At 71.2% G+C, this 22,974-nt stretch carries 17 protein-coding genes and 1 pseudogene; 11 read left to right on the top strand and 7 right to left on the bottom strand.

Annotated elements, in window-relative coordinates:
- Positions 1–19 precede the first annotated feature (19 nt).
- From MFF58_RS15470 to thiL, 4 genes and pseudogenes are all read left to right on the top strand, one after another.
- The gene (locus MFF58_RS15470; protein ID WP_238289490.1) at positions 20–601 is read left to right on the top strand and encodes a carboxymuconolactone decarboxylase family protein; all 582 of its coding nucleotides are present in this window, start codon (positions 20–22) and stop codon (positions 599–601) included.
- 297 nt (positions 602–898) lie between these two features.
- Positions 899–1,393 carry a 6,7-dimethyl-8-ribityllumazine synthase gene (gene ribH, locus MFF58_RS15465; RefSeq protein ID WP_238289488.1) on the top strand — a complete coding sequence of 165 codons (495 nt, stop codon included), beginning with the start codon at positions 899–901 and terminating at the stop codon, positions 1,391–1,393.
- 11 nt (positions 1,394–1,404) lie between these two features.
- Positions 1,405–1,947: pseudogene (gene nusB, locus MFF58_RS15460) on the top strand (transcription antitermination factor NusB); the annotation flags it as partial.
- A gap of 171 nt (positions 1,948–2,118) precedes the next feature.
- Complete coding sequence (gene thiL / locus MFF58_RS15455; RefSeq protein ID WP_238289487.1) at positions 2,119–3,114, top strand: thiamine-phosphate kinase; 996 nt, start codon at positions 2,119–2,121, stop codon at positions 3,112–3,114.
- A gap of 157 nt (positions 3,115–3,271) precedes the next feature.
- On the opposite strand, the gene pal is transcribed toward thiL, so the two are convergent.
- Positions 3,272–3,766 (bottom strand): peptidoglycan-associated lipoprotein Pal, encoded by a 495-nt coding sequence (gene pal / locus MFF58_RS15450; RefSeq protein WP_238289485.1) that lies wholly within the window; start codon positions 3,764–3,766, stop codon positions 3,272–3,274.
- Positions 3,767–4,109: 343 nt separating this feature from the next.
- On the opposite strand from pal, the gene MFF58_RS15445 reads away from it, so the two are divergent.
- Entirely contained in the window at positions 4,110–4,514 is a 405-nt protein-coding gene (locus tag MFF58_RS15445; protein ID WP_238289483.1) for a response regulator, read from the top strand.
- 170 nt (positions 4,515–4,684) lie between these two features.
- Here the strand turns inward: MFF58_RS15445 and MFF58_RS15440 are convergent, their stop codons facing one another.
- The gene (locus tag MFF58_RS15440) at positions 4,685–5,767 is read right to left on the bottom strand and encodes a WcbI family polysaccharide biosynthesis putative acetyltransferase (protein ID WP_238289481.1); all 1,083 of its coding nucleotides are present in this window, start codon (positions 5,765–5,767) and stop codon (positions 4,685–4,687) included.
- Between the two features lie 41 nt (positions 5,768–5,808).
- Here MFF58_RS15440 and MFF58_RS15435 point away from each other — a divergent pair, with 41 nt between their 5' ends.
- From MFF58_RS15435 to MFF58_RS15425, 3 genes are all read left to right on the top strand, one after another.
- Positions 5,809–6,876, top strand: a complete 1,068-nt coding sequence (locus MFF58_RS15435) for a GSCFA domain-containing protein (protein ID WP_238289479.1) — start codon at positions 5,809–5,811, stop codon at positions 6,874–6,876.
- 214 nt (positions 6,877–7,090) lie between these two features.
- Positions 7,091–7,690, top strand: a complete 600-nt coding sequence (locus MFF58_RS15430; RefSeq protein WP_238289477.1) for a nitroreductase family protein — start codon at positions 7,091–7,093, stop codon at positions 7,688–7,690.
- 154 nt (positions 7,691–7,844) lie between these two features.
- Positions 7,845–8,669 carry an SHOCT domain-containing protein gene (locus MFF58_RS15425; protein ID WP_238289475.1) on the top strand — a complete coding sequence of 275 codons (825 nt, stop codon included), beginning with the start codon at positions 7,845–7,847 and terminating at the stop codon, positions 8,667–8,669.
- 86 nt (positions 8,670–8,755) lie between these two features.
- Here the strand turns inward: MFF58_RS15425 and MFF58_RS15420 are convergent, their stop codons facing one another.
- From MFF58_RS15420 to MFF58_RS15400, 5 genes are all read right to left on the bottom strand, one after another.
- Positions 8,756–10,225 (bottom strand): efflux transporter outer membrane subunit, encoded by a 1,470-nt coding sequence (locus tag MFF58_RS15420; RefSeq protein WP_238289474.1) that lies wholly within the window; start codon positions 10,223–10,225, stop codon positions 8,756–8,758.
- 260 nt (positions 10,226–10,485) lie between these two features.
- Positions 10,486–13,938, bottom strand: a complete 3,453-nt coding sequence (locus MFF58_RS15415; RefSeq protein ID WP_238289472.1) for an efflux RND transporter permease subunit — start codon at positions 13,936–13,938, stop codon at positions 10,486–10,488.
- A complete protein-coding gene (locus MFF58_RS15410; RefSeq protein WP_238289470.1) occupies positions 13,935–17,060 on the bottom strand; it encodes an MdtB/MuxB family multidrug efflux RND transporter permease subunit in 3,126 nt (1,041 codons plus the stop codon). The genes MFF58_RS15415 and MFF58_RS15410 overlap by 4 nt, the downstream gene beginning before the upstream one ends.
- Positions 17,061–17,166: 106 nt before the next feature.
- The gene (locus tag MFF58_RS15405) at positions 17,167–18,585 is read right to left on the bottom strand and encodes an MdtA/MuxA family multidrug efflux RND transporter periplasmic adaptor subunit (protein WP_238289468.1); all 1,419 of its coding nucleotides are present in this window, start codon (positions 18,583–18,585) and stop codon (positions 17,167–17,169) included.
- Positions 18,586–18,861: 276 nt separating this feature from the next.
- Positions 18,862–19,050 (bottom strand): hypothetical protein, encoded by a 189-nt coding sequence (locus tag MFF58_RS15400; protein WP_238289466.1) that lies wholly within the window; start codon positions 19,048–19,050, stop codon positions 18,862–18,864.
- Positions 19,051–19,439: 389 nt separating this feature from the next.
- On the opposite strand from MFF58_RS15400, the gene MFF58_RS15395 reads away from it, so the two are divergent.
- From MFF58_RS15395 to MFF58_RS15385, 3 genes are all read left to right on the top strand, one after another.
- Positions 19,440–20,594 (top strand): aminotransferase, encoded by a 1,155-nt coding sequence (locus MFF58_RS15395; protein WP_238289464.1) that lies wholly within the window; start codon positions 19,440–19,442, stop codon positions 20,592–20,594.
- Positions 20,595–20,672: 78 nt separating this feature from the next.
- Positions 20,673–21,167, top strand: a complete 495-nt coding sequence (locus tag MFF58_RS15390) for a DUF4112 domain-containing protein (protein WP_238289462.1) — start codon at positions 20,673–20,675, stop codon at positions 21,165–21,167.
- Between the two features lie 286 nt (positions 21,168–21,453).
- Positions 21,454–22,665: an ABC transporter permease gene (locus tag MFF58_RS15385; RefSeq protein WP_238289460.1), complete on the top strand. Its 1,212-nt coding sequence runs from the start codon at positions 21,454–21,456 to the stop codon at positions 22,663–22,665.
- Positions 22,666–22,974 lie beyond the last annotated feature (309 nt).

Below are 22,974 nucleotides of genomic sequence, written 5' to 3'. Positions count from 1 at the left end.
TGCAGGGAAGAGGAACACCATGGCCAGCGGGCAAACCAGCGCGGAGCGCATGCCGGAGATCCCGGTCGACAGCCTCACGGCGGCGCAGGCCGCGGCCGCGGCGGCGTTCGAGGCCGAGCGCGGCGTGCCCGTCTTCGGGCCGTTCGTGCCGCTCCTGCGCAGCCCCGAGCTAATGCTCTGCGCCAGCCGGATGGGTCTCTACCTGCGCTACGGCAGCGCCCTGCCGCTGCGGATCAGCGAGTTCGCCATCCTCCTCGTCGCCCGGGAGTGGAGCCAGCCGGTGGAATGGGCGATCCATCACCCGATCGCCCTGAAGGCCGGCGTCGCACCCGAGACCGCGCAGGCCCTGGCCGAGGGGCGCCGTCCCGACACGATGAGCCCCGACGAGGCCCTGGCCTACGCCTTCTCGACGGAGCTGCTGCACAACCGCGCGGTGAGCGAGCCGACCTACACGGCCGTGGTGGCGCGCTTCGGCGAGCAGGGGGCGATCGATCTCACCGGCATCAACGGCTACTACGCGCTGCTGGCCATGACCATGAACGTCGCCCGGACGGCGGTGCCGAGCGACGCGTCCGCGCCGCTGCCGCCGCTGGTCGGGTAGGGTTCGGAGCCGCGTCCCGGCGGGTTCCCGTTCTGGACCCGCCTCCGCTTCGCTCCGCCCGCCCGGGAAGGGCCGGTGCAGACCGACCCTCAACTCCCTCCGGGGGCAGCGAGCGTGGATCGGGCGTGAGAGGAAGGGGTCCCAGAACCCGGAACGGGGCCCGCTGCGAAGCGGGCCCGCCCTGAACCACAGTCCCCCGCCGCTTGTGGCGCCGGCCGCTTCGGTCTAACCGTCCTCCCCCGGCGGGCGCCCGACGCGCCGCACGCCGATCCCCGAAAACCCGGCCGGACGAGAGCCATGGTCGCCCATACCCGCGCCGATTCGGCACCCAAGCCCACCGATCCCGCGCTGGCCGGCGCCCGGATCCTCGTCGTCGAGGCGCGCTACTACGACGCGATCGCCGACGAACTCCTCTCCGGCGCGCTGGCCGCGATCGCGGCGGCCGCCGCGCAGGCCACCGTGGTGACCGTGCCGGGCGCCCTGGAGATCCCCGCCGCGGTGGCGATCCTGCTCGACGCGGGATCCTACGACGCCGTGGTCGCGCTGGGCTGCGTGATCCGCGGCGAGACCGGCCATTACGACATCGTGGCCGGCGAGAGCGCCCGCGCGCTGATGGACCTCTCGGTCCAGCGCCGCGTGCCGCTCGGCAACGGCATCCTGACCGTGGAGACCGAGGCGCAGGCGCTCGCCCGCGCCAGGGTCGCCGAGATGAACAAGGGTGGCGGTGCAGCCGAGGCGGCGCTCGGGGTGCTCGCTCTCAAGCGCGCGGCCGAGGCCGCACGGCCGCGATGACGAGAACCGACATGACCGGGACGACCGACACGAAGCCGGAGGCGGCCGGCCAGTCCGCCGGCACGACGACTGACAAGACGACCGCCAAGGGGATCAGCCTCCGCACCGGTGCCCGCCTCGCCGTGGTGCAGGCGCTCTACGAGATGGACATCTCCGGCAAGGGCGTCCTCGACGCGCTCGCCGAGTTCGAGGCGTTCTGGATCGGCCAGGAGGTCGACGGGATCATGCATCCCGAGGCCGAGACCGCCTTCTTCCGCGACCTCCTGCGCGGCACCGTAGAGGAACAGCGGGCCATCGACCCGAAGCTCGATCAGGCGCTCGCCCAGGGCTGGCCGCTCCGGCGCATCGAGATCGTGCTCCGCGCGATCCTGCGCGCCGGGGCCTACGAGTTGATGTTCCGGCCCGACGTGCCGGCGGCGGCGGCCATCTCCGAATACGTCGACGTGGCCCGCAGCTTCTACACCGCCGACGAGCCGGGGCTCGTCAACGCGGTGCTCGACCGGCTCGCCCGGGAGGTCCGGCCGGGCGAGGTCGGGATGGCCAAGGGCAAGGGCGCCCATAAGAGCACGGGCAAGAGCGCCGGCGCGGGCGCCGATCAGGGTCCCGGCGAGACGGGCTCAGCCAAGCCGGGTCCGTCCACGGCGGGCTCGTCCAAGCCGGGCTCGTCCAAGCCGGGCTCGTCCAAGCCGCTCCCGACGCCGACCCCCACCGACGAGGCCTGATCCGTGGCCGGCCCGGTCCGCGCCTCCGAGGAGGGGTTGATCGCCCGCTATTTCGCCCCCCTGGCGGGGCCGGGCGCGGACGGACTCCGGGACGACGCCGCCATCCTGACGCCGGCCCCCGGCCACGACCTCGTGCTCACCGCCGACGCCGTGGTGGCGGGGATCCACTACTTCCCCGACGACCCGCCGGCCTCGATCGCCCGCAAGGCCCTGGGGGTGAACCTCTCTGACATCGCCGCCAAGGGCGCGGTCCCCCGCGGCTTCCTGCTGACCCTGGCGCTGCCCGACGACTGGACCGAGGACTGGCTCGCCGGGTTCTCGGCCGGATTGGGTGAGGCGGCCGCGGAGGCCGGATGCCCCCTGCTCGGTGGCGATACCGTGCGGTCCGGCGGCGCGGCGCTGATCGGGGTGAGCATGATGGGCGAAGTCCCGTCCGGTGCGATCGTCCGGCGCAACACCGCCCGGATCGGCGACCGGATCTGCGTGACCGGGACGATCGGCGACGCGGCCCTGGGCCTGCGGCTGCGCCTGGAGCCAGAGGCCGCCTGGGCGGCCGGCCTCGATCCGGCGCTGCGGGCGATGCTGGCCGACCGCTACCTCCATCCGCGCCCGCGCCTCGCCGCGGCGGAGGCGGTGCGCCGCCACGCCACCGCGGCCATGGACGTCTCGGACGGGCTCGCAGGCGACCTCGCCAAGATGCTGGGCGCGGGGCGGAGCGCCTCGATCGATGTGGCCGCCGTCCCGCTCTCGGAGGCGACCCGGCGCGCCCGCGCGGCCGAGCCCGGCCTGATCGACGCCGTCCTGACCGGAGGCGACGATTACGAGATCCTCTGCACGGTGACGCCCGAAAGGCTCGACGCCTTCCGGGCCGAACTGGCGGAAGCCGGGATCGCGCTCGCCGCCATCGGTGCCGTCACGGCGGGCGACGACCCGCCCCGGTTCGCGATGGCTGATGGGGCCGCGCGCGTGTTCGGGGCCGGGGCGTTCAGCCACTTCTGAGGGCCCGTTCGAGCCCTCAGCCGGTCGGACCCCTCGGTCGCGCGTGCCGACCCGGGTCCCACCCGGGGGCGCGGAGGCCGCCTGGGCGCGGCCCGTCCCGCCGCCGGACCGTCTCCTTCAGCGGGCTCAGGGCCGCTCGGGCGGCGATCGCTCCGGCTTACGCCCCGGCGCCGCGGTCGAGGACGATCACCGCCCGGCGGTTCTGCGACCAGCAGGAGATGTCGTTGCACACCGCCACCGGCCGCTCCTTGCCGTACGACACGGTCCGCATCCGGCCCGCCGTGATGCCGCGGGTGGCGAGGTAGTCGTTCACCGACTGGGCCCGGCGGGCGCCGAGCGAGAAGTTGTACTCGCGGGTGCCGCGCTCGTCGGCGTGGCCCTCGATGATGAAGGTGTAGCGCGGGTAGCGCTGCAGCCACGCGGCCTGCTTGTCCAGCGTCGCCGTCGCGGTGGGCGTCAGGTCGGTGGAGTCCGATTCGAAGAAGACCCGGTCGCCGATATTGACGACGAAGTCCTGCGCGCTGCCGGGGGTCGCGGCGCCGGCCCCGAACGCCGAGGCGTCCGCGAGGTCCTTGTCGTTGCTGCAGGCGCCGAGGCCGAGGGCGGCGACGAGGGCGAGTCCGAGGGCGGCGGCGCGGAAAGGCTGGGGCATGATCTGAAAAACTCCTCGAGCGGTGCCGAAGGCCGGCTGCGGGTCTTCGAGGCGTGTCCGCGTAGTCCTGAGCACCGTCTGTAGGCGCGGATGGTTAAGCGACGGTTCAGACGCGTCGGGCGAGGCCGTGGTGGCGGCCCGCGGCGTCCGGTGTCGTGCGCTGTCGCACCCGGAATGCGGCGGCTGCGGGGCGGGGGCCCGGGGGGGTGGCCCCGACGGCGATTTCGCCGGCATGGGTTGCGGCGCGGCCACACGCCAAGCGGTGACCGGCCGGGCCGGGTTTTTAAGGGTTCCTCAACCCTGACGACGTCTGGATCGCGGGCGGAACACCCGGACCCCTGCCATGCGCCCCGCCCAGAGCGTCCTCATCGTCGAGGACAGCTACCTGCTCCTCGAGATCATCGCGAGCCTGTGCGAGACGCACGGGATCCGGGTGATCGAGGCCTCCACGGGCGAGGCGGCGCTGACGCTCCTGCGCGCGCGGGGCAGCGCGATCGACTGGCTGTTCACCGACATTCATCTGCCCGGACTGATCGACGGCTGGACGGTGGCGCACGCCTTCCGGGGGATCCACCCGGACCGGCCGGTGGTCTACACCTCGACCGAGGCCAACCGGCGGAGCGGCGTGCCGGGCAGCCTGTTCCTGCGCAAGCCGTTCCAAGTTCAGGAGGTCGACCGGCTGGTGCGGATGATGGTCGATGGCCCCGGCGATGCGCATCGCGGCACGCCGCTCCACGCCCTCGGCTGAGATCCGGCGTTCCGCGTCGTCGGCCGATCCGGGTCGGACCGCCATCGCGCGCGGAGTTGAAGCGCCGAAGACCGCTTGACGCTTGGCGGCACGCCGCCGCTGGGTTGCCGCGTGCCGTTCGCGAAGACCGCGCACCCTCCCGCCGGGGCCGTCCGCGCGTCGAGGCGGCCTCACCCGCCCCGGAACAGCGCCACGATGTCCGGCGCCGCCAGCCACGCCTCCACCCGCGGGCAGGCGAGGTCACCTTGCGGCACCGTGTCGTAGATGGTGAAGCTCGCCGCGACGAAGCCCGCCAGGTCGTAGAGCGTCGGGAAATCGTCGCGGCGGGGCTTCGCCTTGAACAGGTACGACCCGGTCAGCCCGAAATGCTCCGCGACGGGCGGGTAGATCGGCCAGACCACGTCCTGGGCCAGCTCGTCGCCGAGGTAATCCTCGATCTCCACGGGCTCCGGCGTCAGCCCGTTCTCCTGCAGGAGACGCCGCGCGATGTCGCCGAGGACGTGGACCTTCGGATGGTTCATCAGGTGCATGAAGGCGCCACGACGCGCCCAGCGGGTCACCTCCCGCTCCAGGCCGAAGCCCAGGGCGGTGGCGGCGGCCGCCAGTTCCCGCACCGCCGGGTCCCAATGCTCGAGGTAGCCCAGGCGCGCGAACACGTCCTCGCGGAACAGCCCGACGGTGCGGCCGACGTCGAGGCCGAGCCGGTGGGCGGTGAGGGCGATCGCCGAGTGGTACTGGCCCATCGGCGACGGGGTCAGCTTCAGGGCGGCGAGGTCCGAGGCCTGGCCGGCATAGACCATGTCGGGATGGAAGGCCGAGAACACGATCGACGGGAACAGCTTGAGGCGGGGGTCGGCCGCGCGCAGGGTGGCGACATCGCCGCCCGGGATCAGCCCGGCCGGGAAGGCCTGCGAGAAGACGTGGTCGTGCGCCTGCAGGGTCCGGATCAGGCCGTCGACATGGCCGTGGTCGCGCTTCAGCGACCCCATGGGCAGGTAGCGGACCGGACTCCGCGGCGCCAGCAGGCGCATCGCCCGGGCGATGCCCCGGGCCTGGCAATTGCCCAGCACCGCGATGCTCGGCCCGTCACGGGTCGTGGCGGCACGGGCGCGGTTCCGCCATGGTGTCGCCCAGGTGGGGGGCCAACTGGTGGGCGCCCAGCTGGGCGCCGAGAGGGTGAACGCGCTGCGGGCGCGCCGGGGCAGGTCGTTCAGGGCCACGTCGCGTGCCGGTGTCAGCGGACGGCTCAGCACCCCCGAGGGCCTGTCGCCGTCGTGAAGAAGAGGGTTCGAGGATGGCGTTGAATCCGTATACGGGTCTACCGGCCGAGCGATTCTGGCGCAAGGTCGTCACCAACGTGCCGCCCTTCGCGGTCAATCCGCACCCGAAGGACACCTTCGTGATCGGGCCGACCGACAAGGTCGCCACCGGCGGCTCGTGCTTCGCGCAACGGGTGGCCGAGGCGGTCCGGGGCGCCGGCTTCAACTACTACCTGACCGAGCCGCCGGCCCCGGGGATGAGCGCCGAGGAGGCCACTGCCCGGCAGTTCGGCACGTTCTCGGCGCGGTACGGCAATCTCTATTACACGCGCCAGTTCGTGCAGCTGTTCGACCGGGCCTACGGCCGGTTCGAGCCGGAGCTGAAGGCGTGGCTGCGCGACGACGGCCGCTACGTCGATCCGTTCCGCCCCACCGTCGAGCCGGCGGGCTTCGCCAGCGAGGCCGAGGTGGTGGCGGCGCGCGACGCGCACCTGGCCGAGGTGCGCCGCCTGTTCGAGACCCTCGACGTGTTCGTGCTGACGCTCGGCCTCACGGAAGGGTGGCGCTGGCGGGCCGACGGCGCGGCGCTGCCGCTGGCCCCCGGGGTCGCGGGCGGCACCTTCGATCCAGACCTCTACGAGTGCGTCAACGCGGGTGCCGGTGAGGTGCTCGGTGACCTCAACGGCTTCCTCGACCGGCTCTGGAGCGTGAACCCGAAGGCGCGGGTAATCTTCACGGTCTCGCCGGTGCCGATGATCGCCACCTACATGGACCGGCACGTGATGGAGTCGAACAGCTACTCCAAGTCGGTGCTGCGGGTGGCGGCCGGCGAGGTCGTCGGCCGCGGCGACCCGCGGGCGGTCTACTTCCCCGCCTACGACATCGTCACGAGCAACGTGAATGCCGGGCGCTACTACAACGAGGACCAGCGCACCATCAACGACGCGGGCGTGCGCCACGTCATGCGGTTGTTCCTGGCGACCTTCGCCCGCGACCGTGTGAACGCGGCTCCGGTCCACGCCCCCGTGGACCTCGCGGCGGAGTTCGAGGGCAATGCCGGCGTGATCTGCGACGAGGAGGAGATCGAGCGCAGCGTGGCGTGAGGCGGCACGGCGCGGGCCCTCGGGACCGCGCCGGTCGATCCGTTCAGTCCGGTGACGGCGCCCCCGCCGCCACGTCGCGCGCGAGGACGGCGGGAGAGCGGGGTCGCGCCTTCCGCCACCGCTCGGCCGGGACGCCGATCCGGGTTTGCCTCGGGGCGGGCGTTTCGGGCAAGCTCGGCAGGTCGGGCATGCTGCCCATCCGGAGACGAATCCCTTGAGTCTGCCCCCGCCCCGCCGTGCCGACCACGACATCGATCCGGTCTTCGTCGCGCGGCACTCCCCTCGCGCCTTCACGGGCGAGGCCGTGCCCGAGTCCGAGCTGATGCGGATGATCGAGGCGGCGCGCTGGTCGCCCTCGGCGTACAATTCGCAGCCCTGGCGCTTCCTCTACGCGCTGCGCGGCGATGCCCATTGGGAGACGTTCCTTGGCCTGCTCGTGCCCGGCAACCAGAAATGGGTCTCCGGCACCGGCGCGATCCTGTTCCTGGTCTCGAACGGGCTCATGAAGGTCGGCGACGAGCTGAAGCCGTCCTACAGCCACTCCTTCGACGCCGGCACTGCCTCGCTGGCCTTCCAGCTCCAGGCGATCCACCAGGGCTGGCACGCCCACGGCATGGTCGGGTTCGACCATGTCCGCGCGCCCGAGGTTCTGCGCCTGCCCGAGAACCACCGGATCGAGGCGGCCTTCGCGGTCGGCCGCAAGACGCCGGAGGCCGACCTCACCGACGAGCAGCGCCCGCGCGAGGCGCCCAACGGCCGCCGGCCGGTTACCGACTTCACCATCGCGGGCCCGTTCCCGGCGGCCGCGGGTTGAAGCGAAGCGGAACCGTCGCCTGCGACTGAAGATTGTGTTCGCATCGCAATGCCGTCGTGGCCGGGGATCACCGCCTGCCGGTCGGTCCCCGGGCAGCGGGGTCGCCGATTGGGCCCATCCCCGCTCGCTCCTGCGGCGCTTCGGGAGCTGGCTGATGGATCCGTCCGACCGGGCCACGTCGCCCGCCGCCTTTCTGGACGAGGGCGGCTTCGACCATGCCTCGGGGCTGCGCAGCGTGGCCGAGCGCCACGGCGTCAGCCTGGAGGCCGTGCGCCACCTGATGCAGGCGCTGGAGCGCGGGCACGGCACGATGGCCCAGTTCGACCATCCGGACCTCGGCGGGATGGGCCAGTGGTTCTCCGGCGGCATGGTGATGGTCGGCCGGATGTTCGATGACGGGCTGAAGGCGCGGGTCAATGCCCTCTGCACCGAACTGGCCGAGACCCTTCCCCCGGGCGGGTTCTCGGAGGCTGCGCCGGCCGCGCGGCGCGGCGGTGGCGAGTGGTGGCCCGCCGATCTCGGATCCCCGGCGCGCACCGGCGCGCAGAATGGTCTGCGCTACGCGTATTTCCCCGAGCGACAGCGCCTCGCCGTCGAGTCCGGTGCGGGCGTCGCCCTCTACGACACCGGCGAGCATCGCATCACCGGGGTGTCGCAGGTGAATGGCAGCCTCAGCCTCACCGGCGCGACGGGCGCCGTCGATCTCGAACGTCTGCGCCGTATCGAGGCCGAGGCGGCCGCCCCGCGTCAGGTCGATCCGGAACGCGCGCGCGCGCCCACCGCCGCCGAGACGGCCGCCCCGACACACGGCGTCACCCCGGCGCAGGGGTCCGGCCCGGCGCAGGAGTCCGGCCCGGCGCAGGGGGCCGCGGCCGACGTGCTCGCGACCATCGAGCGGCTCGCGGATCTGCACGCCCGGGGCGTGCTCACCGAACAGGAATTCTCCGCCAAGAAGGCGGAGCTGCTGGCGCGGCTGTAGGGCGGGTCCGCCCGCCGCGCCCCGACCTTGCGCGCGCTGCGAGGACCGGGACGTGCGGGCGGCACGCGTCCGTCTGCACCGGGCCCCTACTCGTCGGGCCGCACCGCCTGCCCCCCCCGATCGATCGGCAGGCTCGGGCCCTTCAGCTCGGAATCGCTCGGCAGGGACCGCACGTCCCAGCCACCGCCGAGCGCCCGGATCAGCGTGACCGCCGCGGTGAAGCGGTTCAGCCGCACTTGAAGGGCATTGATCTCGTTGTTCACGAGCAGGCCCTGCGCGGTCACCACGGTGGTGAAGTTCTGCGTGCCGGCCCGGTACTCGTTGAGGGTGATCTCCACGGCCTTGCGCGACAGGTCCACGGCGGTGTCCTGCGCCGTCTGCTGCTGAGTGAGGATTCGCAGCGCCGCCATCTGGTTCTCCACCTCGGCGAAGGCAGAGAGCACCACCTGGCGGTAGCCGGCGACCGCGGAGTCGTAGCCAGCCTCGGCCGCGCGCAGGGCCGCCGTGCGGGCACCGCCGTCGAACAGCACCTCGCTGCCGGCCGCCGTCACCGACCAGAACTGGTTCGCCACCGAGAACAGGCCGTTGCGGGTCAGCCCGGAGATGCCGCCCTGAGCCGAGATCGTCACGGTGGGGAAGAAGGCCGCCACCGCCACGCCGATCCGCTCGCTCTGCGCCTGGACGAGGCGCTCGGCCTGGGCAACGTCGGGCCGCCGCTCCAGCAGATCGCTGGGGATGCCTACCGGCACCGCGGGCGGATTGCGCGCGATGCCGCCGGTCGGGATCGACACCTCCGAGGGCGGCCGCCCGATCAGCGTGGCGATGGCGTTCACGTACTGGACCCGGGTCAGCCGCACCGCGATGGCCTGGGCCTCGATGGTCTGGACCTGGGTCTGGGCGGTGATCACGTCCGAGCGCGCTGCCACGCCGGCGGCGTACTGGTTCTCGGTGATCCCCAGCGTCTTCTTGAAGTTCTCAACGTTCTCGTCGAGCACCTTCTGGAGGGAATCGGCGTAGCGCACCGTCAGGTAATCGGCCGCGACCTCCGCCTGGATGGTCAGGCGGGTCAGCGCGATCGTGGCGGCGTCGGATTGCGCCAGCGCCGCCTCGCTCTCGATGGTCCGCCGCGTGCCGCCGAACAGGTCGAGTTCCCAGCTCGCCTGGCCGATCAGCGAGGCGCTCGTGCGCACGGTGCCGCCGCTGCCGGTCCGGGTGATGCTCGGCGCGCCGATCACCGTCGGGTACAGGGCGGCCTGGGCCGAGGCGACGAGCGCCCGCGCCTGCCGGTAATTCGCCACCGCCTGCCGGAGGGACTGGTTGTCGACGTCGACGAGGCGGATCAGCCGGTCCAGGGTCGGATCCCGGAACACCCGCCACCAGTCGCCGCGCTCCACGGCGTCGTTGGGCCGCGCCTCGCGAAACCCCTTCTTTCGCGCGGCGATGTAGGCCGGGCTGTCCTCCCGGAGGCCGCCCTGCTTGTAGGCGAACGGGGTTTCCACGGAGGGGCGGGTGTAATCGGGACCGACCACGCATCCGGCGAGGACGGGTGCCGTCACGAGAAGGGTGACGAGGCCGAGCGGGACGCGCGACGCACCCCTTCCCCTCTCTGCACGGGCGAGTGCGCGGCGCTGCAGCGGGGGACGGGGCAGCACCGTTTCAGGCGCTGTCCCGCCCGACGTGACGGCCCCAACCGCCGCCGGCCGCCTCGCACCCCGGTCCCGAGCCTCGCCGACGCCAGAGCCGCCCTCCCCCAAGGAGGGAGGGATAGGCGCGCGCGCGTTCATCCCGGCCGCTGTTTCACGTGAAACCTTGAGCATCACTCTCCGGCCGGCAGCGCCGCTTCTCCGCCCCGTCCGGCGCGCCTGCGGCGGTTGAGCACCCTGTGCCGGAGGCGATCAAGGGTCAGGTAGACGACGGGGGTGGTGTAGAGGGTCAGGATCTGGCTCACGATCAGCCCGCCCACGATGGCGATCCCCAGGGGGCGGCGCAGCTCGGCGCCCTCGCCGTTGGCCAGGATCAGCGGCACCGCCCCGAGCATCGCCGCCAGCGTCGTCATCATGATCGGCCGGAAGCGCAGGAGACAGGCCTCGCGGATGGCATCCACGGGATTCGCGCCCAGGGTCCGCTCGGCATCGATCGCCACGTCGATCATCATGATGGCGTTCTTCTTCACGATGCCGATCAGCAGGAACACCGCGATCAGCGCGATGATGGTGAAGTCCGTGCCGGTCACCAGCAGGGCCAGCACCGCGCCGACGCCCGCCGACGGCAGGGTCGAGAGGATCGTCAGCGGGTGCACGAAGCTCTCGTACAGGATCCCCAGCACCGCGTAGACCGCCAGGATTGCCGCCAGGATCAGCAGCGGCTGGCGCGAGGCCGAGGCGACGTAGTTCTTGGCCGCGCCGGCATACTCGCCGTGGATCGTGGCCGGAAGCTGCAGGGAGGCCATGGCCCGGTCGATGGCGTCGGTGGCATCCGACAGGCTCTTCCCCGGGGCGAGGTTGAACGAGATCGTGGTCGCCACGAACAGGCCCTGGTGGCTCACCTGGACGGGGGCGTTGCCCGGCTCGATCCGCGCGAAGGCCGAGAGCGGGACCATCGTCTCCTTGGCGGCCGACACCGGGGCGCTCGACGAGGCGCCCCCCTTGGAAGCCGCGATGGCGTTGGCCGAGGCATTGCGGGCCGAGTCGGACGCGATGGCGGCGGCGTTCGAGGCGGTGTCGGCCGTGCTGGCTGAAGCCGCTGCGGCCGCCGCGCCCGCGCTGCCCGACGCCCCGCCGACCGCGCCGGTTCCGGTGGCGGCGCCCGTCGCGGACGACGCGCTGCCCGGGCTGCTTGTGCCGGTTGCCGCGTTGGTGTTGACGCTCCCGCCCGCCGCCACCGTGCCGGCCACCGCGTTGGTGGTGGCCGAGCCGGCCGCGTTGCCGCCCGAGGTCGAGACATAGATCTGCTTGAGCGTCTCCGGCGTCTCCAGGTAGCGCGGGGCGATCTCCATCACGACGTGGTACTGGTTCAGCGGATTGTAGATCGTCGAGACCTGGCGCTGGCCGAAGGCGTCGTAGAGGGTGTTGTCGATCTTGTTCGGGGTGATGCCGTAGCGGAACGCGGTCGCTCGGTCGATCACCAGTCGGGTCTCCAGCCCGCCCTCCTGCTGGTCCGAGGTGACGTCCGCGAAGGTCGGGTCCTTCTGCAGGGCGGCCACCAGCTTCGGGGCGGCGGCGAACAGCTCCTCGGCGGAGTCGCCCTGGAGGGTGTACTGGTATTGGGCGAAGCTCTGGCGCCCGCCCATCTGAAGGTCCTGGCGCGGGAAGACGTAGAGGCGTGCGCCCGCCACCTGGGCGAGCTTCGGCCGCAGCCGCGCCATCACGGCCGAGATCGGCGCCCGCTCGTTGAGCGGCTTCAGGCCGACGAACACGTTGGCCGAGTTGGTGCCGCGCCCCCCCGTGAAGCCGACGACGCTCTCCACCGCCGGATCGGCACCGACGATCGCGGTCGCCTGCTTGAGCTTCTTCTCCATGGACTGGAACGAGATGCGCTGATCAGCCTGGACGCCGCCCATCATCTGGCCGGTATCCTGCTCGGGGAAGAAGCCCTTCGGGACGATGATGTAGAGGTAGACGTTGAGCCCCACCGTGGCGAGCAGGCTCAGCAGCACGAGGCGCGGATGGGCGAGCGCCACCGCGAGGGTGCGCGCGTAGGCGCCGAGCAGCCGGTTGAAGCCGCCCTCCAGGATCCGGATCAGCAGGTTCGGCCGGCGCTTCGGCGCGGGCTCTCCGCCCGGGCGGTGCCCCTCGGCCCGCAGCAGCCGGGCGCACATCATCGGCGTCGTCGTCAGCGACAGGACCAGGGAGATCAGGATCGACAGCGACAGGGTGACGGAGAATTCCTGGAAGATGCGGCCGACGAGGCCGCCCATCAGCAGGATCGGCAGGAACACCGCGATGAGCGACAGGCTCATCGAGATCACCGTGAACCCAACCTCCCGGGCGCCGATCAGCGCCGCCTGGAGCCGCGGCTTGCCCTCCTCGATGTGGCGTTGGACGTTCTCCAGCACCACGATGGCGTCGTCGACCACGAAGCCGGTGCCGATGATCAGCGCGGTGAGGGACAGGATGTTGAGCGAGTAGCCGAGCAGGTACATCGCCGAGAAGGTGCCGATGATCGAGATCGGCACGGCGACCGCCGGGATCAGCGTGGCCCGCCAGGAGCGCAGGAAGCCGAACACCACCAGGATCACGAGGCCGACCGCCACCAGGAGGGTCTCCTCGGTGGCCGAGAGCGAGGCGCGGATCGTGGCGCTGCGGTCGCCCGTGAGCTTGATGTCGATGCCGCCGGGGAGCGAGGCCGTGATCTGCGGCAGCGCCTCCTTCACGCCGTTGATCGTCTCGACCACGTTGGCGCCGGGCTGCTTGTAGACGAACAGCAGCACGCCGGGCTGGCCGTTGACGATGCCGAGATTGCGCTTGTCCTCGACGCCGTCGAGCACTTGGCCCACATCGGTGAGCTTCACCGCGGCGCCGTTGCGGTAGGCCACGATGATGTCGCGGTAATCGGCGGCCTTGCGTCCCTGGTCGTTGGCGTAGAGCTGGTAGCGGCGGTCGCCCGCGTCGATCTCGCCCTTCGGCGAATTGGCGTTGGCGGAGGCGAGCGCCGCCCGGATGCCCTCGAGGCCGATGCCGTAATTGAACAGGGCGGTGGGATCGAGCTCGACCCGCACCGCCGGCAGGGACGAGCCGCCGATGTCGACGTTGCCGACACCGGGGAGCTGCGACAGCTTCTGCTGCACCACGGTGGCGGCGGAATCGTAGACCTGACCGCGGGTGAGCGTCTCCGAGGTCATGCCGAGGATGATGATCGGCGTGTCGGCGGGGTTGAACTTCCGGTAGGTCGGGTTCTGCCGCAGGGCCGTCGGCAGGTCGGCCCGGGCCGCGTTGATGGCGGCCTGGACGTCCCGGGCCGCACCGTCGATGTCGCGGTTGAGGCCGAACAGCAGCACGATCCGGGTCGAGCCCAGGGTGTTGGTGGACGTCATCTCGTTGACGTCCGCGATGGCGCCGAGCCGCCGCTCCAGAGGTGCCGCCACCGTGGTGGCCATGGTGTCGGGGGAGGCGCCGGCCATCTGCGCCTGGACGAGGATCACCGGGAAATCGATCTGCGGCAGCGGCGCCACCGGCAGCTTCAGGAAGGCGAACAGCCCGGCGAGCAGCACGCCGATCGTGAGCAGCGTGGTCGCCACCGGCCGCCGGATGAACGGCTCGGAGATGTTCACGGCAGCGCCTCGCCGCTCGCGAGTTCCGGCCCCCGCCGCCCCGCGATCCGCCGCTCCAGCCGGTCGAAGGCCAGGTAGATCACCGGCGTCGTGAACAGCGTCAGCACCTGGCTGACGATCAGGCCGCCCGCGATGCAGATGCCGAGCGGCTGACGCAGTTCCGAGCCAACGCCGGTGCCGAGGATCAGCGGCACCGCGGCGAACAGCGCCGCCAGGGTCGTCATCAGGATCGGCCGGAAGCGCAGCAGGCAGGCCTGGAAGATCGCCTCCCGCGGCTCAAGCCCGTCCTCGCGCTCCGCCTGGAGCGCGAAGTCGATCATCATGATCGCGTTCTTCTTCACGATGCCGATCAGCAGCACGATGCCGATCACCGCGATGATGTCGAGCGACAGGCCGAACAGCATCAGGCCGAGGAGCGCCCCGATCCCCGCCGACGGCAGGGTGGAGAGGATCGTGATCGGGTGGATGAAGCTCTCGTAGAGCACGCCCAGCACGATGTAGACGGTGACGATCGCCGCGAGCACCAGGAACAGCTCGTTGCCGAGCGCCGACTGGAACGCGAAGACCGAGCCCTGCGGCACCACTCGGAACGAGGGCGGCAGCCCGATCGTGGCCCGCACCCCGTCGATCGCCTCCACGGCCTGGCCCAGGGCCGCGCCGGGCGCGAGGTTGAACGACACGGTGGTGGCCGGGAACTGGCCGAGATGCGAGATCAGCAGCGGCGCCCGCCGCTCGCTGATCCGCGCCACCGCGGAGAGCGGCACCTGCCCGTTGGTCGCCGTGGAGGAGGGCAGGTAGATCGAATCGAGGCTGCGCAGGGTCGTGTGCAGCTTCGGGTCGGCCTCCAGGATCACCCGGTACTGGTTCGACTGGGTGAAGATCGTCGAGATGATCCGCTGGCCGAAGGCGTCGTAGAGGGCGTTGTCGATCGTGGCCGGGGTGATGCCGTAGCGGCCGGCCGTGGGCCGGTCGATGGTCACGTAGGCGGCGAGCCCCTCGCCCTGGTGGTCGCTCGCCACGTCCATGACCACGGGCGACTTCGCCAAGGCCTCGGTGAAGCGCGGCACCCAGGTCTCGAAATCGGCGATGTTCGGGCTCTCGAGGATCACCTGGTACTGGGTCGCCGAGACCGCGGTGTCGATGGTCAGGTCCTGGACCGGCTGCATGTAGAGCCGCATGCCGGGCTGATTGGCGGCGGCCGCCGAGATCCGCCGGATGATCGCGCTGGCCGAGGCCGTGCGCGCTTCCCGGGGCTTCAGGTTGATCAGCATCCGGCCGGAATTGAGCGTGACGTTCTGGCCGTCGACCCCGATGAACGAGGACAGGCTGGCCACGTCCGGATCCCTGAGGACGATCTCCGCCATCCGCTGCTGGCGCTCGGCCATGGCGCCGTAGGAGACCGACTGGTCGGCCTGGGTGATGCCCTGGATCACGCCCGTGTCCTGCACGGGGAAGAACCCCTTCGGGATCACCGCGAACAGGTAGATCGTGAGCCCGAGCGTTCCCAGAGCCACCAGCAGCGTCAGGCCCTGGTGGTTCAGGACGACCCGAAGGGAGCGGCCGTAGGATTCGATGGTGCCGTCGACGGCGCGCCGGCCGAGGCGGGCGAGGACGCCCTCCCGGCGGCGGCGCCCGGCCTCGGGCACGTGCTTCAGGAGCCGCGCGCACAGCATCGGCACCAGCGTCAGCGACACCACCGCCGAGATGATGATGGTCGCCGCCAGCGTGATGGCGAATTCGTGGAACAGACGCCCGACCACGTCGCCCATGAACAGGAGCGGGATCAGCACGGCGATCAGCGAGACGGTGAGCGAGATGATGGTGAAGCCGATCTCGCGGGAGCCCTTGAGCGCCGCCTCCAGCGGCGAGTCGCCGGCCTCCACGTGGCGGGCGATGTTCTCGATCACCACGATGGCGTCGTCGACCACGAAGCCGGTAGCGATGGTCAGCGCCATCAGCGACAGGTTGTCGAGGGAGAAGCCGTAGAGGTCCATCACCGACAGGGCGCCGACCAGCGACAGGGGGACCGACAGGCTCGGGATCAGGGTCGCCGACAGGCTGCGCAGGAACAGGAAGATCACCAGCACCACCAGGGCGATGGCGAGGCCGAGCTCGAACTGCACGTCCTCCACGGAGGCGCGGATCGTGGTGGTGCGGTCGGTGAGCGGCGCCACCGCCACGGCGGCCGGCAGGCTCGCCTGGAGCTGGGGCAGCAGGGATTTGATCTTGTCGACCGTGGCGATGACGTTGGCGCCCGGCTGGCGCTGGATGTTGAGGATCACCGCCGGCGTCGCGTCGGCCCAGGCGCCGAGCTTGGTGTTCTCTGGCCCCTCGACCACGTCAGCCACCTCCGAGAGCATCACCGGGGCGCCGTTGCGGTAGGCGATGATCGCCGCATTGTAGGCCTTGGGGTCGCGGATCTGGTCGTTGGCGTTGATCGCGTAGGACTGCTTCGGCCCGTCGATCGTGCCCTTCGGCGTGTTGACGTTGAGGTTGGTGATGGTGGTGCGCAGGTCGTCGATGTTGAGCCCGTAGGCGGCGAGCGCCCGCGCGTTGAACCGCACCCGCACGGCCGGGCGCTGCCCGCCCGAGATGCTCACGAGGCCGACGCCCGCCACCTGGCTGATCTTCTGGGCGAGGCGCGACTCCGCCAGATCCCGCACCTGGGTGAGCGGCAGAGTCTTGGAGGTCAGCGCCAGCGTCAGGACCGGCGCGTCGGCCGGGTTGACCTTGGCGTAGATCGGGGGCGCCGGCAGGTCCGAGGGCAGCAGGTTGCCGGCGGCGTTGATCGCCGCCTGGACCTGCTGCTCGGCGATGTCCAGCGGCAGGTCCAGGCTGAACTGCAGGGTGATGACCGACGCGCCCGCGGAGGATTGCGAGGTCATCTGGTTGAGGTTGGCGAGCTGCCCGAACTGCCGCTCCAGCGGCGCGGTGACCGAAGAGGTCATCACCTCGGGGCTGGCGCCGGGATAGAAGGTCTGGACCTGGATGGTCGGGTAATCGACGGCCGGCAGCGCCGAGACCGGCAGGTTCAGGTACGACACGCCGCCGACGATCAGGATCGCCAGCATCAAGAGCGTCGTGGCCACCGGGCGGAGGATGAAGAGGCGGGACGGGTTCATGGCAACACCCCCCCTCCCCTCCGGGATCCGGGTTCCCCGCTCCCGACCGCCTTCGCGGGCCACCCTCCCGCGCAAGGCGGGGGAGGGCGTTGCGCAAACCCCGAACTCACTGCGCCTGACGGCGCCGGTGCCGACGACCGCCCTCCGCTGCCCCTTGTGAATCCGCCGCGGCCTCGGCCGGCGCGCCGGACTTCACGTCCCCCGTGCCGTCCGGCTTCGCCGCCGCGGGCTTTCCGTCTCCCTTGCCGTCTCCCTTACCGTCCCCCGCGGCCGCCTGCGCGCCCTCGGTGATCCGGACCGGCGCCCCGTCCTTCAGCCGGTCGGTGCCGTCCGTGACGACGCGGTCGCCCGGGTTCAGGCCGGAGACCACCACGGTGTGGGTCCCGTCGGTCTCGCCGGTCTTGATCGGCCGGACCGTGACCTTGCTGTCCCCATCCATCAGGTAGACGTAGGTGCCGGGCGTGCCCTGGAGCAGGCTGGAATTCGGCACCAGCGTCGCGGCCCGCACCGTGTCGACGGTGAGCTTGGCGTTGACGAACTGGTTCGGGAACAGCTCCTCGTCGGCGTTGTCGAACAGGGCGCGCAGCTTCACCGTGCCGGTGGTCGTGTCGATCTGGTTGTCGACGGTGTCGAGCCGGCCGGTGGCGATCTCGTGGGCGTCGCCCCGGTCGTAGGCCCGCACGGTGAGCTTCGCGCCCGCCCGCACCTGCCGCATCACCCGCGACACGTCGTCCTCCGGCAAGGTGAAGAGCACCGAGATCGGATGGAGCTGGGTCACCACAACGATCGCCGTGGAGGCGGCCGAGATGTAGTTGCCCTGATCGACCTGCCGCAGGCCGACCCGCCCCTCCACCGGCGCGATGATGTGCGTGTAGGCGATGTTGAGCTTCTGCTGGTCGACGAGCGCTTGGTCGGCCGCGACCGTGCCCTCGTTCTGCTTCACGAGGGCGCCCTGCGTGTCGACGTTCTGCTTCGAGATCGAGTCCTGCCGGTTCAGCATCTGGTAGCGCTGCAGGTCGAGCTTCGAGTTCTGCAGCAGCGCCTGATCGCGGGCGAGCTGGCCCTGGTACTGGGCGAGCAGCGCCTCGTAGGGGCGGGGATCGATGCGGGCGAGCTCGTCGCCCGCCTTGACCATCTGGCCTTCCCGGAACTGCACCTGCGTGAGGTAGCCGCTGATCTGCGACTTCACCGTCACGGTGGCGAGCGGCGTCACCGTGCCGAGTCCCTGGAGCACCACCGGCATGTCGCCGGACGTGATGGACGCGATGCCCACCGCCTGCGGCATGTCCATGCCGCCGTGCCGGCCGCCGCGGCCTCCGGTCCGGTGCGCGGTCGCTGGCTCCGCGCCCTTGTCGGTACGGGCCTCGTACCAGCGATGGCCGATCGCCCCAGCAGCGGCGAGCAGCACCAGGATCACGAGCCAGCGGATCGGCCGGAACCGCCGCCGGCGGACGTCGCGCACGGGCGCCTCGCCGGGCTGATAGGCGCGGGCCGTGTCGGTCCGGATCGGTGAACTCTCGTTCATGCCTGACTAGAGCACAGGACGGCCGCCTGCGCGACCGTCGGCACCCTATCCCTCGCTGTCCAAGCCCCCATTCCAGCCCCCGCTGCGCCGCGTCCTGCCGCACCCCGGAGACCCGCGTTGAAGCCGCCATCCCAGGGGAATGCCGGCTTCCATCCCGCACGCGGGAGGGTACGCCCATAAAGCTGTCCGGACCCCGAACGGCTCCTGACCGCGGCGACGTGTTCACCGGGCGGCGTGGATGTGCGGATCCAGCGGTGCCCGCCCAATGCGCCGTCACTAGGGCGGCGACGTTTCACCCGTGTTGCTGGTGCCGGACGGCTCCGGCGCCGCGTAGGCGCGCAGCACCGCCCGGAAGGCAACATCCACCGGGGTGACCGCTACGGCGTGTCGCAGGCCGATTCCGAGGAGGCCGGTCAGAAGTGCCAGGAACAGGCAGCCGATGAAGCCGCGCGATGTCGTCCGCATGTCGGGTCCGAAGGCGCCGACCCGACGATCGGAACGGCCGGATCCGGACATGACGAAAGGGCCACCGACCCGCAAGTCGATGGCCCTTCGTGACGACCGGAGCGGCATCCCGCTGACGGAGCGAGGGGGCGAAGCCCCGCCGTCGAGAGCACCGCTCCGGCCGTGACCGAAACCTACGATACGAGTGATGAATGTCAACATTCGTCAGTCGCCCGCGGCACGCGGGGATCGGGCTCTGTGCGGCGCCGCACATTCCGCAACGCGCGGCGCTCATGCTACAGGCCGGTGATGCCGAGACCTGACGCTTCGAGCCCCGCCATTTCGAGCCCCGCCATGTCGAGCCCCGCCATGTCGAGACCCTCGCGGTCCGGCGCCCCGTTCAGCGCCGCATGAATCCCGTTTTCGCCGCACTGCCGACGACGGTGTTCGAGACCATGTCGCGGCTGGCGCAGGTCCACGGCGCGATCAATCTTGGCCAGGGCTTCCCGGACGATCCCGGCCCCGAGGACGTGCGCGCGTGCGGAGCCCGGGCGCTCCGCGACGGCTGGAACCAGTATCCCCCGATGATGGGTCTGCCGGCCCTGCGGGAGGCGGTGGCGGCGCATTACGGGCAGCATCAGGGACTGACCCTCGATCCCGAGACCGAGGTGATGGTGACGTCCGGCGCCACCGAGGCGATCGCCGGTGCGCTCCTGGCGCTGATCGAGCCCGGCGACGAGGTCGTGCTGTTCGCGCCCATGTACGACGCCTACCTGCCGCTGGTCCGGCGGGCCGGCGGCGTGCCGCGGATCGTGGCGCTGCAGCCGCCGGCCTTCCGCCTCGACGAGGCCGCGCTGGCGGAGGCCTTCGGGGGGCGCACCCGGGTCGTGGTGCTGAACAACCCCCTGAACCCCAGCGCGACCCTGATCGACCCCGCCGACCTCGATGTGCTCGCCCGCTACTGCCGACGCTTCGACGTCATCGCGCTCTGCGACGAGGTCTGGGAGCACGTGGTGTTCGACGGCGCCCGCCACCGGCCGCTCATGGCGCTGCCCGGGATGCGGGAGCGGACCGTCAAGATCGGCTCCGCCGGCAAGATCTTCTCGCTCACCGGCTGGAAAGTCGGGTTCGTGATGGCGGATGCCCGGCTGATGCGCGGCCTCGCCAAGGCGCACCAGTTCCTCACCTTCACTACGCCGCCCAACCTCCAAGAGGCGGTGGCCTACGGGCTGGGCAAGCCGACCCCGTGGTTCGAGGCCATGCGGACGGGCTACGCCCGATCCCGCGACCGGCTGGCGGACGGCCTGCGCGGCCTCGGCTTCACGGTGCTGCCGGCGCAGGCCACGTGGTTCCTCAACATCGACATCGCGGGTCTCGGCTACGCCGACGACGCGGCGTTCTGCGAGGCGCTGGTCACCCGTCACGGCGTCGCGGCGATCCCGGTGAGCGCCTTCTACCCGGACGCCTCGGTGTCCAACCTCGTCCGGCTCTGCTTCGCCAAGGAGGACGCCACCCTGGATGCGGCGCTCGACCGCATGCGCGGGCTCAGCGGGGGGCCGGCGTGAGGGGGGCGGCCGTCCTTGCGGGGATCCGATCGGGGGACCACATCGTTGTGGACGATGGCTTCCCGACGGATCCCGACCATGGACTTCACCCAGGCTCCCCAGGCCGGGCGCTTCTCCCGTGCCGAGACCATGTCCGGCGGCGAGGCCCGCTCCGGCGGCCGGCCGCCCTTCCTGTCGGCGGATCTCAGCCGCGAGGCGAGCCTCGCCCGCCTGGAAACGCTGGCCCACCTGATGGACACGGCCTTCGTCATCCCGGGCCTCAACCGGCGCGTCGGCTTCGACGCGCTGATCGGACTCGTGCCGGTGATCGGCGACGTCGCCGGCATGGTGATCTCGTCCTTCATCGTCTACGAGGCCAAGCGCCTCGGCGCCCCCCGCTGGCTGCTGGCGCGGATGGGGCTCAACGTCGCGTTCGACGGCCTGATCGGCGCGGTGCCGGTGGCCGGCGACCTGTTCGACGCCGCCTTCAAGGCCAACCGCCGCAACGTCGGCCTGCTGCGCCGCTGGATGGAGCGCAGCGGCGGCCTGCGCCCGAGCGAGATCGAGGGCACCGCCACCCGGATCGACGGCTGAAGGCCGTCGGCGCCGCTCCCGCTCCCTCTCCTCCGTGCGGGGGAGAGGAGCCCCTGTGTCGGCGGAGTGCGGGAGGGGGGACCCCCGCTTCCGGACGGGGCGCGGCCCTCATGCGGGATCGCGCGTCTCTCCGCGCCGTCGCCCCCCGCCCCTCGGGGGCCACTCTCGTCGGCAGAGAGGGGCAGATGCGCGGAAGCAGGTCCCGATCGACCCGGCCCCGATGCGGCAACGGCGCGGCCCGTACGGGGGGCTGTGGCGTCGCGGGACCGCCGCGGAGGCATCAGCCATGAACGAGGTCGCGCGTCCCGGCGAGAGCGAGGTCGTGCCGGCGCCGATGCCCGGTGCCCAACCGCTCGTGCTGCGTCCGGACGAAGGGGCACCTCCGCCCCTCGCTCCGACCGGCCGCAGCGGGCTGTCGCCGCTCAACCGGCGCCGGCTCGACAATTTCCGTCGCAACCGCCTCGGCTACGCGTCGTTCCTGATCTTCGCCGGGCTGTTCATCGCCAGCCTGTTCGCCGAGTTCATCGCCAACGACCGGCCGATCCTCATGTCGTACAAGGGCGAGTGGCTGGTGCCCGTCCTGGTTGATTATCCGGAGGAGAAGTTCGGCGGCTTCCTGGCCGTGACCGATTACCGGTCGCCCGAGATCCGCAGGGAGATCGCCGAGAACGGCTGGGCGCTCTGGCCGCCGATCCGGTTCTCCTACGACACGATCAACGAGGACCTGCCGACCCCCTCGCCGTCGCCGCCGACCTGGATGCTGTCGGACGCGCAGTGCCGGCCCGTGGCGGAGAAGCTCGGCGGCACGACGTGCGCGGATCTTCCCCAGCACTGGCTCGGCACCGACAACACCACCCGGGACGTGCTGGCGCGGGTGATCTACGGCTTCCGCATCTCGGTGCTGTTCGGCCTGATCCTAGCCGCCGTCTCCTCGGTGATCGGCGTGGTGGCGGGGGCCGTGCAGGGCTATTTCGGCGGCTGGGTCGATCTCGCCTTCCAGCGCTTCATCGAGGTCTGGGGCGGTATTCCGACCCTCTACCTGATCATCATCATCTCGGCCTTCATCGCCCCGGGCTTCTTCGTGCTGCTCGGCATCATGCTGCTGTTCTCGTGGGTCTCGCTGGTGAGCGTCGTGCGCGCCGAGTTCCTGCGGGCGCGGAACTTCGAATATGTCCGGGCCGCGCGGGCCCTGGGCCTGTCGAATATCCGCATCATGACCGTCCACCTGCTGCCGAACGCGATGGTGGCGACGCTGACCTTCCTGCCGTTCATCCTGAACGGCTCGATCACCACGCTGACCTCGCTCGACTTCCTGGGCTTCGGCCTGCCGCCGGGCTCGCCGTCGCTCGGGGAACTCCTGGCGCAGGGCAAGGACAACCTGACCGCGCCGTGGCTCGGTCTCACCGGCTTCCTGGTCATCGCCGTAATGCTGAGCCTGCTGGTCTTCGCCGGCGAGGCGGTGCGCGACGCCTTCGATCCCCGGAAGACCTTCGCCTGAGGGGCAACTTGGCGGGCAACTTGGCAGGACGCCGGCGCCCGGATACCGAGCCGCCGGACGCGAAGTCACGCGTTGATCGCGGAATTTTGCACGAAGAGTGCGCATCTTTTTCAACAGGACCGTCGAGCGGCGTGGCAAGACGGTCTAAATCGCCTGGACATCTCGCGGGTAAAGGTCTCTGCCGCAAGCGAAAACCCGGCCGACGGCTCCATCGTGCATTCATAGATCTGGCACCGGTAAATCCTCCCGGAAGTCCCCCCTAAGTGCTATGAATGCAACCTTGCCCTGTAGCCCAAGCCTCGCAATGCA

This window comes from Methylobacterium longum (assembly GCF_022179385.1).
Taxonomy (GTDB): Bacteria; Pseudomonadota; Alphaproteobacteria; order Rhizobiales; family Beijerinckiaceae; genus Methylobacterium; species Methylobacterium longum.
The sequence above is the reverse complement of the archived record's forward strand: the minus strand, read 5'-3'. Positions and strand labels throughout refer to the sequence as shown.

Bases quoted from the DNA above. Each gene is read 5' to 3' on its own strand.
- MFF58_RS15470 (WP_238289490.1), top strand. From the start codon at position 20: ATGGCCAGCGGGCAAACCAGCGCGGAGCGCATGCCGGAGATCCCGGTC.
- ribH (WP_238289488.1), top strand. From the start codon at position 899: ATGGTCGCCCATACCCGCGCCGATTCGGCACCCAAGCCCACCGATCCC.
- pal (WP_238289485.1), bottom strand. From the start codon at position 3,766: ATGCCCCAGCCTTTCCGCGCCGCCGCCCTCGGACTCGCCCTCGTCGCC.
- MFF58_RS15445 (WP_238289483.1), top strand. From the start codon at position 4,110: ATGCGCCCCGCCCAGAGCGTCCTCATCGTCGAGGACAGCTACCTGCTC.
- MFF58_RS15435 (WP_238289479.1), top strand. From the start codon at position 5,809: ATGGCGTTGAATCCGTATACGGGTCTACCGGCCGAGCGATTCTGGCGC.
- MFF58_RS15425 (WP_238289475.1), top strand. From the start codon at position 7,845: ATGGATCCGTCCGACCGGGCCACGTCGCCCGCCGCCTTTCTGGACGAG.
- MFF58_RS15410 (WP_238289470.1), bottom strand. From the start codon at position 17,060: ATGAACCCGTCCCGCCTCTTCATCCTCCGCCCGGTGGCCACGACGCTC.
- MFF58_RS15405 (WP_238289468.1), bottom strand. From the start codon at position 18,585: ATGAACGAGAGTTCACCGATCCGGACCGACACGGCCCGCGCCTATCAG.
- MFF58_RS15400 (WP_238289466.1), bottom strand. From the start codon at position 19,050: ATGCGGACGACATCGCGCGGCTTCATCGGCTGCCTGTTCCTGGCACTT.
- MFF58_RS15395 (WP_238289464.1), top strand. From the start codon at position 19,440: ATGAATCCCGTTTTCGCCGCACTGCCGACGACGGTGTTCGAGACCATG.
- MFF58_RS15390 (WP_238289462.1), top strand. From the start codon at position 20,673: ATGGACTTCACCCAGGCTCCCCAGGCCGGGCGCTTCTCCCGTGCCGAG.
- MFF58_RS15385 (WP_238289460.1), top strand. From the start codon at position 21,454: ATGAACGAGGTCGCGCGTCCCGGCGAGAGCGAGGTCGTGCCGGCGCCG.